Raw genomic sequence first — 15,662 nt, forward strand, 5'->3', positions numbered from 1 at the left:
TACAACGCTCTCTTGGTTATGAGTGAGTTCTTATTGGTGAGATATGTTTTGGCATTCCTTGTCCAATTGGAAGCATATATCTGCCGCACTCAGTTAGAAGCATAAGGTTGCCGTTGCGGCAATCTTATGCTTCCAATGACACAAGGGTTTCATCTGTTACTTTGCGGCTGGTGTCAGCTTCGCTATTTCTGGGCCTAAAGAAAAGCCTTCTAATTGAGCTAAATGTTGGAGAACTTTTAAGGAAGCGTCTACTACTTCTGGCCCGATGCCTTCCCCCCGCAGTGCTACCACGCGATATGACTTAATCATTGAAAAATCCTTGTTTGAATAGCGAGACTATTTCTTCTGGCGAGAAACACCGTTGCTCTTGAATAGAAAGAGATTTAATTTTATCGCGCATTCGGTTATATTCTTGAGGCGAGAGAGGTTGGTTTAATTGTTTCTCGAAAAGGTACTGAAAATTGCTGGCTCCACTGCATTTCCCAAACCAAATTTCAGGTTCGACGTGAGGAAAAATGTGGTAGCTATCGGGGTCGCGTAAAAAGCCATTGACATGAATGCCACTTTCGTGACGAAGGGCTGCTTGAGAGTAAGGGGGAGCGGGACAAACTCCTAGAGAATCGAGATAGTTTGTTACTTGGGAAAGCGCTTGATAATTAATACCTTCTACTTCTATTCCGAAGCGCCATTTGAGTCCATTTAAAACTTGCTCTAGTGGAATATTTCCGGCGCGTTCGCCGATGCCTAGAAATGTGCCGGAAATCATTGTAGCTCCTGAGATGACAGCTTGCAGGGTATTTTCGAGAGCCATACCTAAATCATTATGGAAATGCACTCCTAAAGCTGCATTATCGGTCAATTCTAGGAGGTCGCGCACCCATATATAAGTCTTTTCTGGAGTAAGGATGCCCATTGTATCGCAGAGGACGAAGTGTTCGATGTAGGGTTGGAATGAGCGAATGCACTCTACTAAAAAGTTAAAATCGGCGCGGCTGGCATCTTCGGCGGCAAACTCTACTTTTAAACCAATTTCTGGACTTGTCGCGTAGCGTAGATTTTCCAAAACTTTGTTAATCATATTCTCGCGGACGCGGCGGACGAGTTCATTAGGGAGATTGTTATTTTCTATTATTTCTGAGGGTGCTATTAAATTGCGGACTTCTGCATCTCTTAAAAGTAAAAGACGGTCTGAAACAGCATAAAAAAGGATTACTTTTTGCACTCCACAAGCAATAGCCAGGTCGATAAATTGTTTACCAACCATTGTGGAAGCTGTCATAATGCTCCTATGACCTTCTGCTACCAATGTTTTTATTAAATGTTCTTCCGTTTCGTGAATTGCTGGCATTAAGGCTATTTGGTGGACTCCGGTTTAGCTGATGAGTTTAGCTAAAGTTTTTTTAGTTTCGTAAGGGAAGAAAAGCCCTGCTTGCTGTTCGCCATCTCGGAGAGTTTCGTCAGAAATGATTAAGGGAAGTGTTGGCATCTTGTTTATCCACCAAATTAGTAATTTTTACGACTAGCGATTAAATGTTTCAAGAAACGCTTGCATAGCATCAGGTAACTAATCACAAGCTTTTTTACGGACGTAGTATAAGTGGACAACACAGAAGCTTAGAAGTGAAGTCAACTGTATGGGTAGCAAGTGCCAGATTTCCAGCCCACTGATGGCAAGTTATAGAGCAATGCTGGCAGTAGTTTTTCAAGATAAGTATCCAGACATCTATCTAAGTAAGTATTTACACTAAATTTAGCCGCGCCTATATACCTATCTAAAGAGGGGTGTATTTTTTATATTTTTATTCAAGGTTACTCTTTTTCTTTTGTGACTGTCTCTATCTTTTTGTAAAGATTTGGTATAGCTTGGCCGAGCAAACATGAAGGAGATTCAGCCCAAGTACACATTCGTGACAGGTAAAAAAAGTGGAACGAATGTCAATGAGGAAATATACTCTCGGACAGTTCAACCGTAGACCTGGAAACGTAAGAGCGATCACCATACCACAACAAGTATGTATCCGCTTGAAGGCTAGAGAGTCAGGTTATGTATTGAAGTATAAGTTTATACTTTTCACAATCTTTACAAAACAATAGTGACAACCACAACAATAATGAGTTAGAAAAGGATAACAAGCTGGAAATGTAAACACTTATTTGGAGAGATATATGGGTGTTGTTTAAGCCTATGTAAATAAGTCTTTTGATAGAGGCCAGATGCCGCTCAATCGAGATTGGTCTGCATCCATCACCTTGGCAGAGGTCTATCCAGTAGTCAGAAGCGGACGGGAAGTAAAAGCAATTCTATTCCATAAAAGCAATTGCTAGGCTGTGCGATCGCACCTAGCCCCTCTGCATTGACGACTTTCGCCTCATAGATATTCTGTAAAATTCAACTTTAATTAATGATGACTCCTATCAATAAAGCAGAAATTCCCGTATCCAATCCAGAACAGCAACTTATAAGCGAAGAGATTTTAACAGAGGCACAACGAAATCAAATATTAAACGAGTGCAATAACACCACAACAGAGTATCCTCGCGATAAATGTATCCACCAGCTATTCGAGGAACAGGTAGAACAGACGCCAGACGCTGTGGCTGTGGTTTTTGAAGGCGAGCAACTGACGTATCGAGAATTGAACGCTAGGGCCAACCAGTTGGCGCATTATCTGCAAACGTTGGGCGTTGGGCCAGAAGTTTTGGTGGGAATTTGTGTAGAACGATCGTTTGAGATGATAGTGGGACTGTTGGGTGTCCTCAAAGCTGGTGGTGCTTATGTCCCGCTTGACCCAAACTATCCCTCCTCTCGATTGGCTTTTATGCTAGAAGACTCCTCTGTACCGGTGCTGCTAACTAAAGCGCATCTGGCTGGAAAGCTTCCCTCACACTCAGAGCGTATCGTCTACTTCGACTTTGACTGGGAAGAAATTCTCCAACAAAGCAAGGATAACCCTAGCAGTAGCGTTACACCTGACAACCTAGCCTACGTTATTTACACATCTGGGTCTACAGGAAAACCCAAAGGCGTTTTAATCGAACACAGGTCGCTAGTCAATTACACAATCGCGGCGAGTGCTGAATATGAAATAGAGAAGCGCGATCGCATTCTCCAGTTCTCCTCGATTAGTTTTGATGCTAGTGTCGAAGAAATCTACACCAGCTTGACATCAGGTGCAACACTGGTGTTGCGTACTGATTCCATGCTGGACTCAGTTGGTGGATTTTTGGAAAAGTGCAGGAGTTGGAACTTAAGCGTCATAAGTTTACCGACAGCCTACTGGCACGAACTGACAGCAAGATTGAGCCAAGAAACCTTAGTACTCCCGCCATCATTACGCTTGATAATCATTGGCGGAGAAAAAGCACTTCCCGAACGATGGAAAATTTGGCAGCAGTCTGTGGGGCAACAAGCGCGTTTGGTAAATACTTACGGCCCAACAGAAGCCACTGTAGTGGCAACAGTATACGATTTATCAGCAGCCAATCCAGCATCAACAGAAGTGCCGATCGGTCGTCCAATTTCTAATGTGCAGATTTATATTCTAGATCAGTATCAACAACCCGTACCAATTGGCGTTCCAGGAGAATTGCACATTGGCGGTGATGGTTTAGCACGAAGCTATTTAAACCGTCCTGCTCTAACTCAAGAACGGTTTATTCGCAATCCCTTTAGTAACGAACCCTCTTCTCGCCTCTACAAAACAGGTGACTTAGCCCGCTATCTACCAGACGGCAATATCGAATACCTCGGTCGCCTTGACAATCAGGTGAAACTACGTGGTTTTCGCGTTGAACTTGGAGAGATTGAGACAGTGCTAAGCGCTCATCCAACAGTAGAGACGGTAGTGGTAATAGATCGGGAAGACATACTAGGCGAAAAACGTTTGGTTGCTTATATAGTTCCCAAAAAAGACGAAATTAACCAAGTGTCTGCCAAAACTATGCGGAACTACTTGGCTGACCATTTGCCAGATTACATGATTCCCAGTGCCTTCGTCACTTTGCCAGCATTGCCAATAACACCTAACGGGAAAATCGATCGCCGTGCTTTACCCGCCCCCTCTGGCAGAGGAAGCGAACTGGAAGAAAATTTTGTCGCACCTCGCACTCCAATTGAGGAGGTACTGGCTGGAATTTGGGCCGAAGTGCTGAGGGTGGAACGGGTTGGCATTGACGATAACTTCTTAGAATTGGGCGGACATTCTTTGCTAGCTATCCAGGTGATTTCGCGAGTGCGCGACGCATTGGGGGTAGAGTTGCCACTGCGCTGTCTGTTTGAAACGCCTACCGTAGCTCAATTGGCACAGTATGTGGGGACACTTCAAAAGCATGGCTCCCAATTCCTAATTCCGCCTATCCAACCCGTCGAGCGAACCGAGAACCTGCCTCTGTCTTTTGGTCAAGAGCAACTGTGGATACTTCATCAACTCGCACCAGATACTCCCGTTTATAACGAACCTTCAACCATTCGCCTGCCGGGGAATGTCAACGTAGCAGCCCTGGAAAAAGCCCTCAATGAGATTGTCAAACGTCACGAAATACTGCGGACAACTTATAAGGTGGTTGATGGGCAACCCATACAAGCGATCGCCCCATCCTTAACCCTACCCCTTCCAGTAGTTGACTTGCGCTCTCTTCCGGCATCATTGCGAGAGCCAGAAGCTTTGCGGCTGGCGACACAAGAAGCACGGCTACCCTTCGACCTCACTTCTGAACCGCTGCTGCGTGCTACTTTAATGCAGCTTGATGAAACAGATTACAGGTTATTCTTGGTCGCGCACCACATTATAGACGATGGCATTTCCTCTTTTAGTATTTTCCTTCCCGAACTGCAAATTCTTTATGAAGCCTTTTGTGCTGGTCTCCCCTCACCGCTAAAAGAACTCCCTATCCAGTATGCAGACTTTGCTGTGTGGCAGCGCCAATGGCTCCGCTCAGAAGTGCTGGAACCTCAGATTGTTTACTGGAAGCAGCAGCTAGCCGACCTGCCCGTGCTACAGTTGCCCACAGCTCGTCCGCGAGCAGCAAGTCGATCGTTTAGAGGGTCTCGGCAATGTCTGGCGCTATCTAAGAACTTGACGGACGAACTATTGGCGCTCTCGCGGCGTGAAGGGGTAACACTGTTTATGACGCTATTGGCAGCGTTCAAAACATTGCTATACCGCTATACGGGAGCGGATGACATTCCTGTAGGTACTGCTACCGGAAGCCGCAACCGACCCGAGATTGATGGGTTGATCGGTTTTTTTGTCAACACTCTCGTGCTGCGGACAGATTTATCGGGGAATCCTAGTTTCCTTGAGCTATTAAAGCGGGTGCGGGAAGTTACTTTAGAGGCAGACGCTCACCGCGACTTGCCATTTGAACATCTGGTGCAAATACTGCAACCAGAACGTTCTTCCAACCAGAACCCCCTATTCCAGGTCTCTTTAGTCCTCCAACCTCCGATGCCAGCCCTTGATTCAGGTTGGAACATCAGTCAGTTGGATGTGGATACTGGTACGGCTAAGTTCGATCTAACCCTGGAATTAGATGAAAGACCAGAAGGTATTATTGGGCGGATTGAGTACAGTACGGATTTATTTGATGCCAGCACAATTTCTCGCCTGATCGGGCATTTCCAGGCTCTATTAGAAGGAGTTGTTGCTAATCCTAATGCGCGAATTTCTGAGTTGCCTGTACTCACAGAAGCAGAACGTCACCAGCTATTAGTCGAGTGGAACAATACTACAACAGAATATCCTTTTGATAAATGTATCCATCAGTTGTTTGAAGAACAGGTAGAGCATACACCGGATGCGGTAGCAGTGGTTTTTGAAGGCAAGCAACTAACTTATCGAGAATTGAATGCAAAAGCGAATCAGTTGGCACATTACTTGCAAACTTTAGGAGTTAAACCAGAAGTTTTAGTTGGCATTTGCGTCGAACGTTCCTTGGAAATGCTAGTTGGTTTATTGGGTATCCTCAAAGCAGGTGGTGCTTATGTACCCATAGACCCTGCTTATCCATCTGAGCGCATCGCCTATATCCTTGATGATTCGCAACTATCAGTTTTATTAACTCAAAAACAACTGATTACCTCGTTACCAAAGCATCAAACACAAGTAATTTGCTTAGATTCCGATTGGGAAGAAATCTCTACTGAAAGTGACCTTCCTCCTATCACTACCGTGACACCGGAGAACTTGGCTTATGCCATTTACACTTCCGGCTCAACTGGAAAACCCAAAGGAGTTTTGATTCCCCATTCAGGGCTGTTAAATCTAGTTTTCTGGCATCAACGCATCTTGGAAATAACATCATCAGACCGGACTACTCAACTAGCTGGAACCGCATTCGATGCTTCTGTGTGGGAAATGTGGCCTTACTTAGCATCGGGAGCAAGTATTTATTTAGTTAAGCCAGACATTCTCCTCTCTCCAGAAAAACTCCGCGACTGGGTAGTTGAGAGAAAAATAACCATTACTTTTGTCCCTACCCCAATCGCAGAAAAGCTGTTGTCTCTGCAATGGCCCTGTGACGGAGCTTTACGAATTATGCTGACAGGTGGAGATAAGCTTCATCAGTATCCATCAGCTTCAATTCCCTTCAATATAGTCAATAACTACGGGCCAACTGAGAACACTGTGGTCACAACATCTGGATTGGTTGTCTGCGATCGCACAGATAATTCGTTGCCTCATATTGGTCGTCCGATTGACAACACTCAAATTTATATTCTCGATCGCTATCTCCAACCCGTTCCCATCGGCGTCCCCGGAGAACTACACATTGCCAGCTTTGGGTTAGCGCGAGGCTACCTAAACCGTCCTGATTTAACCCAAGAAAAATTCATCCCTAACCCTTTTAGCAATCAACCCTCTGACCGCCTGTACAAAACAGGTGATTTAGCCCGCTATTTACCAGACGGTAACATCGAATTCCTCGGTCGTATCGACAACCAAGTAGAAATTCGCGGCTTCCGTATCGAATTAGGCGAAATTGAAGCGGTATTGAGCCAGCATCCCGATGTAAGAGAAACTGTGGTTATCGCCACAGAGAACGTTGCAGGTAATAAGCAATTAGTGGCTTATGTTGTCCCGCATAACAAACCAGAACCTGCCATTACTGATTTGCGCCACTTCCTCAAACAGCAACTGCCCGATTATATGGTTCCCAGCGCTTTTGTTGTGCTGGAAGCACTACCCCTGACACCCAATGGTAAAGTAGACCGTCGCGCTCTACCCGCCCCCGAAAAGCGGAGCGAATTGGAAGAGTCTTTTGTCGCCCCACGCACTCCAATTGAAGCAATATTAGCCAATATTTGGGAGAACATCCTTTCAATTGATTCTGTGGGCGTTTACGGCAATTTCTTTGAGCTGGGAGGGCATTCCTTATTAGCCACTCAAGTGATTTCTCGGGTGCGTGACACCTTGGCCATCGAATTACCACTGCGGAGTTTGTTTGAAGCCCCCACGATTGCCGAATTCGCTGCGCGGGTTGAGAATTTGCTCAAGCATGGACAATCTGTACAAGCTCTGCCTCTTGTGCCAATTCCCAGGCCAGAGCCTATTCCGCTATCTTTTGCTCAAGCGAGGTTGTGGTTCCTCGACCAGTTACAGCCAGACAGTGCGTTTTACAACATCCCGCTGGCATTGCGCCTAAACGGAATGCTCAATATAGCGGCTTTAGAAAACAGCATCAATGAAATTATAAGGCGGCATGAAGCCTTACGCACCAACTTCACGGCAGTAGAAGGTCAACCCGTCCAAGTTATTGCCTCAACTCGCAATTGTCAGCTACAAGTGGTCAACCTCTTACATTTGCCTGAAACCGATCGAGAAATCGAGGCACAACAATTGGCTCTAGCTGAAGCGAATCGACCTTTTAACTTGGAACGAGAACCTTTACTCAGAGGTACGTTGCTACAGTTAGGTGAAACAGAATACGTCTTACTACTGACTATGCACCACATTATTTCAGATGGTTGGTCGCTAGGCGTATTCGTAAAAGAATTAACTGAATTTTACACAGCCTTCTGCTGTGGAAAGTCTCCAAGTTTACCAGAGTTACCAATACAATATGCTGACTTTGCCCTTTGGCAGCGGCAGTGGTTAACTGGAGAAAGAGTAGAAATCGAGCTTAATTACTGGCAGCAACAACTATTAGACGCTCCAGCCTTATTAGAATTACCGACAGACCGACCGCGAAGATCTATTCAAACCTTCAGAGGGGCGCATCAATCGTTTACGATTTCCCAAGATTTGAGTTTTGCACTCGTTGGTTATAGCAAGCGAACAGGAGTCACTTTATTTATGCTGCTATTGGCAGCATTTCAAACCTTGCTTTATCGTTATACAGGGCAAGATGACATTGTAGTGGGTACGCCAGTCGGTGGTCGCAATCAACAGGAAATCGAAGGGCTGATTGGCTTTTTTGTCAATACTTTAGTGTTGCGTGCTGACCTGTCGGGCAATCCTACTTTTGAACAATTACTCAATCGAATTCGGGAAGTAGCGCTCGGCGCTTATGCCCATCAAAACCTGCCCTTTGAGCAGTTAGTAGAGGCATTACATCCCACGCGAGATTTAAGCTATACACCACTATTTCAAGTGATGTTTGCCTTTGATGATGCTAGTGTTCCTTCTTTTGAACTGCCTGAGTTAAGGGTAAGCTCATATCCCGTAGAAATTGGCACAGCTAAGTTTGACCTGACCCTATCAATGGAGAATACGGCTTCTGGATTGATGGGAGTGTGGGAATACAATACTGACCTGTTTGATGGGGCCACTATCGCTCGGATGACAGGTCATTTCCAGACTTTACTAGAAGCGATCGCAATCAATCCACAACAGAAGATTTCTGAATTGCCCCTGCTGACAGAAGCTGAGCGCCACCAACTATTAGTTGAGTGGAATAACACTGGGGCTGAGTATCCCCAGGATAGGTGCATCCATCAGTTGTTTGAAGAACAAGTTGAGCGATCGCCCGACGCTGTGGCCGTGGTTTTTGAAGGGAAACAACTAACTTATCAAGAATTGAATACAAGAGCGAATCAGTTAGCACATTACTTACAAGCTTTAGGAGTAAAACCCGAAGTTTTAGTAGGAATTTGTATAGAGCGTTCCCTTGAGATGATTGTAGGACTCTTAGGCATCCTCAAAGCAGGAGGTGCTTATGTTCCCATAGACCCTGCTTATCCATCTAAACGCATCGCATATATGCTTGATGATTCGCAACTAGCAGTTCTATTAACTCAACAAAAACTGGTTGCCTCTTTACCAAAACATCAAGCACAAGTAATTTGCTTAGATTCTGATTGGGGAGAAATTTATAAGGAAAGTGAACTTCCTACAACTAGCACAGCAACAGCAGAAAACTTGGCTTACGTTATTTACACCTCTGGGTCAACAGGTCACCCGAAAGGAGTTGAAGTTGTTCATCGTGGTGTTAATCGTCTTTTATTTGGCATAAATTACGTTCATCTTGATGCCACACAAAGATTTCTCCAGATAGCTCCTATTTCTTTTGATGCTTCTACATTTGAGATTTGGGGAGCTTTGTTGCACGGTGCTACATGCGTTCTTTTTCCAGGAAATATTCCTACCGCTAAAAGCCTGAGCCATGAACTTTATAAACATGGTATTACTATTCTATGGCTAACCGCTGCTTTGTTTAACGCAATCGTTAATGATGACCCACAAACCTTATCAGCAATTAAACAGCTACTAATTGGTGGGGAAGCACTTTCAGTTCCTCACGTCAGAAAAGCTCTCTCAACTCTGCCATTGTCACAAATTATTAATGGATATGGTCCAACAGAAAGTACAACTTTTACTTGTTGTTACGCTATCCCCAAACAACTTGAGACAACCTTAGAATCAATTCCTATCGGTCGTCCTATTGCTAACACCCAAATCTATATCTTAGACAAACATCTACAAGCAGTACCAGCGGGTGTTTCAGGAGAAATCTACATCGGTGGCGATGGGTTAGCCAGAGGCTACCTCAACCGCCCTGAATTGACCAAAGAGAAATTCATTGCCAGTCCATTTGATAACTCAAAATTGTATAAAACAGGTGACTTAGCTCGTTATCTCCCAGACGGCAACATCGAATACTTGGGACGGATTGACAATCAAGTAAAAATACGCGGTTTCCGCATCGAATTAGGCGAAATTGAGGCAGCGATCGCACAACATCCAGCTATCAAAGAAACTGTAGTTATAGCCAGAGATTTCGCTACAGACAACAAGCAATTAGTGGCTTATATTGTCCCACATCAAGAAAAAACACCCACCATTAATGAATTGCGCCATTTCCTTAAACAGCAATTGCCTGATTACATGATACCGAATGCTTTTGTTGTGCTGGAGACACTACCACTGACCCCCAATGGTAAAGTAGACCGCAAATCATTGCCACTACCAGATATCAATAGTTTGATTCAAAAAGCAGATTTTGTAGCTCCTGGGACTCCTACAGAAAAATTGGTAGCATCCATTTGGGCTGAGGTCTTGCGAGTAGAAAAAGTGGGAATAAATGATAACTTCTTTGAATTAGGTGGACATTCTTTACTAGCCACTAAACTAATCGCGCAAGTGAAAGAAATTTTTTTGGTGGAAGTCCCATTATCTAAGTTTTTTGAATTTCCTAATGTAGCCAGCCTTTCTAGCTACATTGATGCAATTTCTTGGGCAACCAAAAGTTGGGTAACTAGCAAGAATACAGTTAAACGAGAAGAAGAGGAATTTTGATGAGTACAATTGAGTTTATTAATTATCTCCGCAAGTTGGACATTAACCTGTCTGTTGAAGGCGAGCGCCTGCGTTGTAACGCTCCTGAAGGAACTCTTACTCCCACTTTAAGGTCAGAAATTAGCGATCGCAAAGCTGAGATTATCTCGTTCTTGCAACAAGCCAATCTTCAAACTAATATTACTGCGATCGCTCCTATATCCAGAACAGAAAACAACACCTTTCCTCTTTCCTTTACTCAAGAGGGACTTTGGTTCCTCTACCAACTACAACCTAACAGTCCCTTCTATAATATTCCTCTTCACTTGCATTTTAGCGGTCAACTCAATATTGCTGCCTTGGAATCGAGCTTACAATTATTGCTCGCTCGCCATGAAATCTTACGCGCTAACTTTATTACCATACATGGAAACCCTGCTCAAGTCATAAATCCGACTAGAGATTTTTCTTTACCAGTCGTTGATTTGCGTTCTTTGTCAGCCAGTGAAAGAGATTTAGAATATCAAAAATTAGTTTCTATTGCAGCCAGCTATATATTTAATCTGGAAGAAGAGCTTTTACTGTGGGCAAAATTAGTTCAGCTAACCCCAACAAAAAATGTTTTATTGTTAACAATTCATCATATTATTTTTGATGGTTGGTCTGTCAATGTTCTTCTTCAAGAAATCACAAAAATTTACTCGGATTTAGTTGAATATGGTAAACCAAGCCTCCCCCAAATAAATCTTCAATATGTAGATTTTGCAGTGTGGCAACAGCAATGGTTACAGAGAGAAGTTTTAGAATCTCTACTCGCTTACTGGCAGCAAAAACTAGCTCTAATGCCAGCATTGTTAGAATTACCAACAGATCTTCCCCGACCAGCAGTACAATCATTTCGCGGAAAAACGCAAGTTTTCACCATTGAGCCAAGTATTAGTGAAGCACTTGTACGGTTGAGTCAGCAGCAGGAAGTAACGCTCTTTATGTTGCTCCTCACAGCATTTAAAGTATTACTCTATCGCTACACGAATCAAACTGATATTGTGGTTGGTTCCCCAGTGGCTAATCGTCAGCACCCTCAAACCCAAGGAATGCTGGGCCTCTTTGTGAATACTTTAGTGCTACGCACAGATTTATCAAATAATCCTACCTTTCTGGAGTTATTACAACAAGTAAAACAAGTTGTTTTAGAAGCTTACGCTCATCAAGAATTACCATTTGATAAGTTAGTCGAAGCATTACATCCAGAGCGAAATTTAAGCTATTCACCTTTATTTCAAATAGATTTTGCTTTAGAATATGAGTCTATTGCTGCTATTAAGCTTAAAGATTTAACAATTACCCTATCTAATCCTGAAACAAATTATACAGCTAAATTTGATTTAAGCTTATCGTTGCAGAAAACAGAGCAGGGTTTAACAGGAGGATTTGAATATAGTACAGACTTATTTGATGCCGCGACCATTGCCGGAATGATAGAGCATTGGCAAACGTTGTTGGGGGGTATTGTAGCGAATCCAGAACAAAAGCTATCAGATTTACCTATTTTGACGGCGATTGAAAAACACAGATTATTAGGAGAGTGGAATCAAACCCAACAAGAGTATCCAAAGAATCTATCTATTCATCAATTATTTGAAACACAAGTAGAACAAACACCAGATACCGTAGCAGTAATTTTTAAAGACGAACAGCTAACCTACCGAGAACTAAACACTAAGGCTAACCAGTTAGCACACCATTTACAAGCATTGGGGGTAAAACCAGAAACACTGGTAGGTATCTGTGTTGAACGTTCTCTTGAGATGATAATAGGACTATTAGGTATTCTCAAAGCGGGCGCTGCTTATGTCCCCATAGACCCTGCGTATCCGTCTGAGCGAAAGGTTTTTATACTGGAAGACTCCTCTGTGCCAGTGCTGCTTACCCAATTCCGGTTTGTTGAGTCTCTTCCTCAACATCAGGCACAAGTTGTTTGCCTGGACTGTGATTGGGAAGAAATTTCCCGATACAGCCAGGAAAACCCTATCCACAAGCTAATGCCCGATAATCTAGCCTACGCCATTTACACTTCAGGGTCTACAGGGCAGCCAAAAGGAGTTCTGGTTTCGCATCAGGCATTAGTCAACCACAGTTTCTTCATTGCCAAACACTATGATTTGCAAGTAACAGATAGGGTTTTACAGTTTACTTCCATTAGCTTTGATGTAGCAGCAGAAGAGTTATTCCCAACTTGGATTGGTGGGGGTGCTGTCGTTCTCCGACCCAGTTCAAATCCTCCAAATATTGCAGAGTTTCAGGAATTAATAAACCGGGAAAAGTTGAGTGTTGTTAATATACCTGCCTCTTACTGGCATGAATGGGTATCTGTTCTGGAAAGCTCAGAAATTCAATTACCTTATTCGTTACGATTAGTTGTAGTTGGTAATGAAAAAATTTCCCCAGATAAATTGATAAATTGGCAGAAAATAGTAGGGAACCGCATCCGTTGGCTCAATGCCTATGGACTGACTGAAACTACAATTACATCTACAATTTACGAACCTGATATCTGGCAAGAGAAAAACTCGGCAGATATTAAAGCTGTACCTATAGGCCGTCCTATTGCCAATACACAAGTATATGTGCTAGACACTCATCTACAGCCTGTTCCTATTGGCATTCCGGGCGAACTTTATATTGGTGGTGATGGCTTAGCACGAGGCTATTTAAACCGTCCAGATTTAACTCAACAGCGGTTTATTCCCAACCCTTTTAGCAATCAACCCGGTTCTTACCTCTACAAAACAGGAGATTTAGTTCGCTACTTGCCAGATAGCAACCTCGAATTTGTTGGTCGGACCGATCATCAGGTAAAGATTAGCGGTTTTCGCATTGAACTAGGGGAAATTGAGTCAGTTCTGAGCCAGCATCTTAACGTGCGAGAAGTTGTAGCGATCGACAGAGAAGATGTGCTAGGAGACAAGCGTTTAGTAGCTTATATAGTGTCTAACCTCTTTCCAGAACGACTACCTTATCAAACTGGGTGCTTAGTAGAACTGAGTAATAGTACGCAACTCCTAATGCAAACTATAGATATTTCTCTTACTGGTGTTGGTTTGATAGGGAAGTTAGATGCCGCACCAGGACAAGAGATTCACTTGCAACTCCAACTACCAAGTAATTTGTTAGACTCACCCTTAAAAGGGAGAATTGCTTGGCATCAAGAACAACAAACAGGTGTGCAACTAATACTAACGCCCGAAATCCAATCTCTTTGGCATCAAACTTACCAATATTTACTCGAAAGTAGCGCTATAGTGACCAGCCTACAAAGAATACTCGCGGGCAATCTCCGTAATTTTATTAAACAAAAACTACCATCTTACATGGTGCCATCTAGCTTTGTGCTATTAGAAGCTATGCCATTAACACCAAACGGCAAAGTAGATCGTCGCAAGCTACCAGTACCTACAGAAAATCCAAGCGAAATGGTAAACCATAAGAGCGCTCCTCGTACCTCTACAGAAATTAGGGTTTCTCAGATTTGGGCAAAAATACTTAATTTAAAGCAAGTAGGAATTGATGATAATTTCTTTGAACACGGTGGGAATTCTCTATTAGTCGTTAGGCTGCTGTCTCAGTTAAGTCAAGTCTTTGACATAAATTTACCTGTGCGTTGCTTGTTTGAATTTCCTACCGTAGCTGGTATTGCTCAATTTATTGATAAGATTAGTCAGCTAGAAACAATCGATAATCTGGCAGAAAATATTCTCGATTTAAGTGCTGAAGCCGTTCTGGAAGAGGAAATTCGACCCCAATCGCTAACTTTTAATGAAGTTAGCGAACCCAAATGTATTTTCCTAACAGATGCAACAGGATTTGTCGGCAGTTATTTACTTTATGAATTGCTTCAGCAGACGACGGCTGATATATATTGTTTGGTTAATGCCTCTAATTCGGATGAAGCCAAAAACAGGTTGCCAACTCAACTTGAATTTTATTCTCTCTGGCAGTCAAGCTTCAGTTCGAGAATTATTCCTGTAATTGGAAATTTATCTCAACCCCTTTTAGGCATTACTACTACGGAATTTGAAAGTTTAGCTAATCAGATTGATGTCATCTATCACACTGGGGAATGCAATAATGTTATCTATCCATACTCAGCATTAAAAGCAATTAATGTGACGGCAACTCAAGACGTTCTCAGGTTAGCTAGCCAAATCAAAATCAAGCCCGTACATTTTATTTCTACTCTTGGCGTGTTCTATTCACCTCACTATTTTCAGCGTCAGCTAATTGCTGAATCAGACCCTCTCGATTGTAGCCAAGGATTGACTAGCGGCTATGGTCAAAGTAAATGGGTAGCAGAAAAATTAATGATGATGGCTCGTGAAAGGGGACTTCCTGTGTGTATATACAGGCTAGGTCGTATTTCAGGAAACAGCCAAACGGGTACAGTAGCTACAGATGATTGGCTATTTAAAATGATTAAAGGGTGTATCCAACTTGGTATCTCCCCTGAGTTAGAAATGATGGTAGAAATGATTCCTGTAGACTATGCAAGCAAAGCTATTGTTTGCATATCACAAGCCAAATCATCCTTGGGAAAAGCTTTTCATATCACCAATCATTCTCAGATATCTTGGGAAGCTCTAACAAATTGGATACAAAGCTTTGGCTATCCTGTCAAACAAATTTCATTTGAAGAGTGGCACAAAGAACTGATTCATCATCTAAAGGATTTTCCCGAAAATGCTCTTAATTCTCTGTTACCCTTATTTCCTGAAGAATCTAGCTCTCAAAAAATTGAATTTAAATTTGACAACCAAAATACGCTAGAAGCTTTATCTGGAACTGAAATTTATTGCCCGTCCCTCAATGCAGAGTTACTCAATATCTATTTTTCTTATTTTTTAAATATAGGATTTTTGAGTGCGCCAGAGTCAACTACTGCTGTATAAT

General features: G+C 42.9%; 4 protein-coding genes. 2 read left to right on the plus strand and 2 right to left on the minus strand.

From position 1 onward, the window contains the following. Window positions 1–156: 156 nt before the first annotated feature. Both ACE1CD_RS24415 and ACE1CD_RS24420 read right to left on the minus strand, forming a co-directional pair. On the minus strand, window positions 157–309 hold the full coding sequence (locus ACE1CD_RS24415; protein ID WP_374789681.1) for a hypothetical protein: 153 nt from the start codon (window positions 307–309) through the stop codon (window positions 157–159). Then, complete coding sequence (locus tag ACE1CD_RS24420; RefSeq protein WP_374789683.1) at window positions 302–1,357, minus strand: 2-isopropylmalate synthase; 1,056 nt, start codon at window positions 1,355–1,357, stop codon at window positions 302–304. Before ACE1CD_RS24420 ends, ACE1CD_RS24415 begins: the two co-directional genes overlap by 8 nt. Before the next feature lie 1,045 nt (window positions 1,358–2,402). Here ACE1CD_RS24420 and ACE1CD_RS24425 point away from each other — a divergent pair. Next, window positions 2,403–10,736, plus strand: a complete 8,334-nt coding sequence (locus ACE1CD_RS24425) for an amino acid adenylation domain-containing protein (RefSeq protein WP_374826519.1) — start codon at window positions 2,403–2,405, stop codon at window positions 10,734–10,736. Further along, entirely contained in the window at window positions 10,736–15,661 is a 4,926-nt protein-coding gene (locus tag ACE1CD_RS24430) for an amino acid adenylation domain-containing protein (protein ID WP_374798269.1), read from the plus strand. Before ACE1CD_RS24425 ends, ACE1CD_RS24430 begins: the two co-directional genes overlap by 1 nt. The last annotated feature ends 1 nt before the right edge of the window (window position 15,662 follow it).

This window comes from Aerosakkonema sp. BLCC-F183, from assembly GCF_041929145.1.
GTDB lineage: Bacteria > Cyanobacteriota > Cyanobacteriia > Cyanobacteriales > Aerosakkonemataceae > Aerosakkonema.

Excerpts from the sequence above, each read along its gene's own strand:
- ACE1CD_RS24430 (WP_374798269.1), top strand. The coding sequence starts at position 10,736 with ATGAGTACAATTGAGTTTATTAATTATCTCCGCAAGTTGGACATTAAC.
- ACE1CD_RS24425 (WP_374826519.1), top strand. The coding sequence starts at position 2,403 with ATGATGACTCCTATCAATAAAGCAGAAATTCCCGTATCCAATCCAGAA.
- ACE1CD_RS24415 (WP_374789681.1), bottom strand. The coding sequence starts at position 309 with ATGATTAAGTCATATCGCGTGGTAGCACTGCGGGGGGAAGGCATCGGG.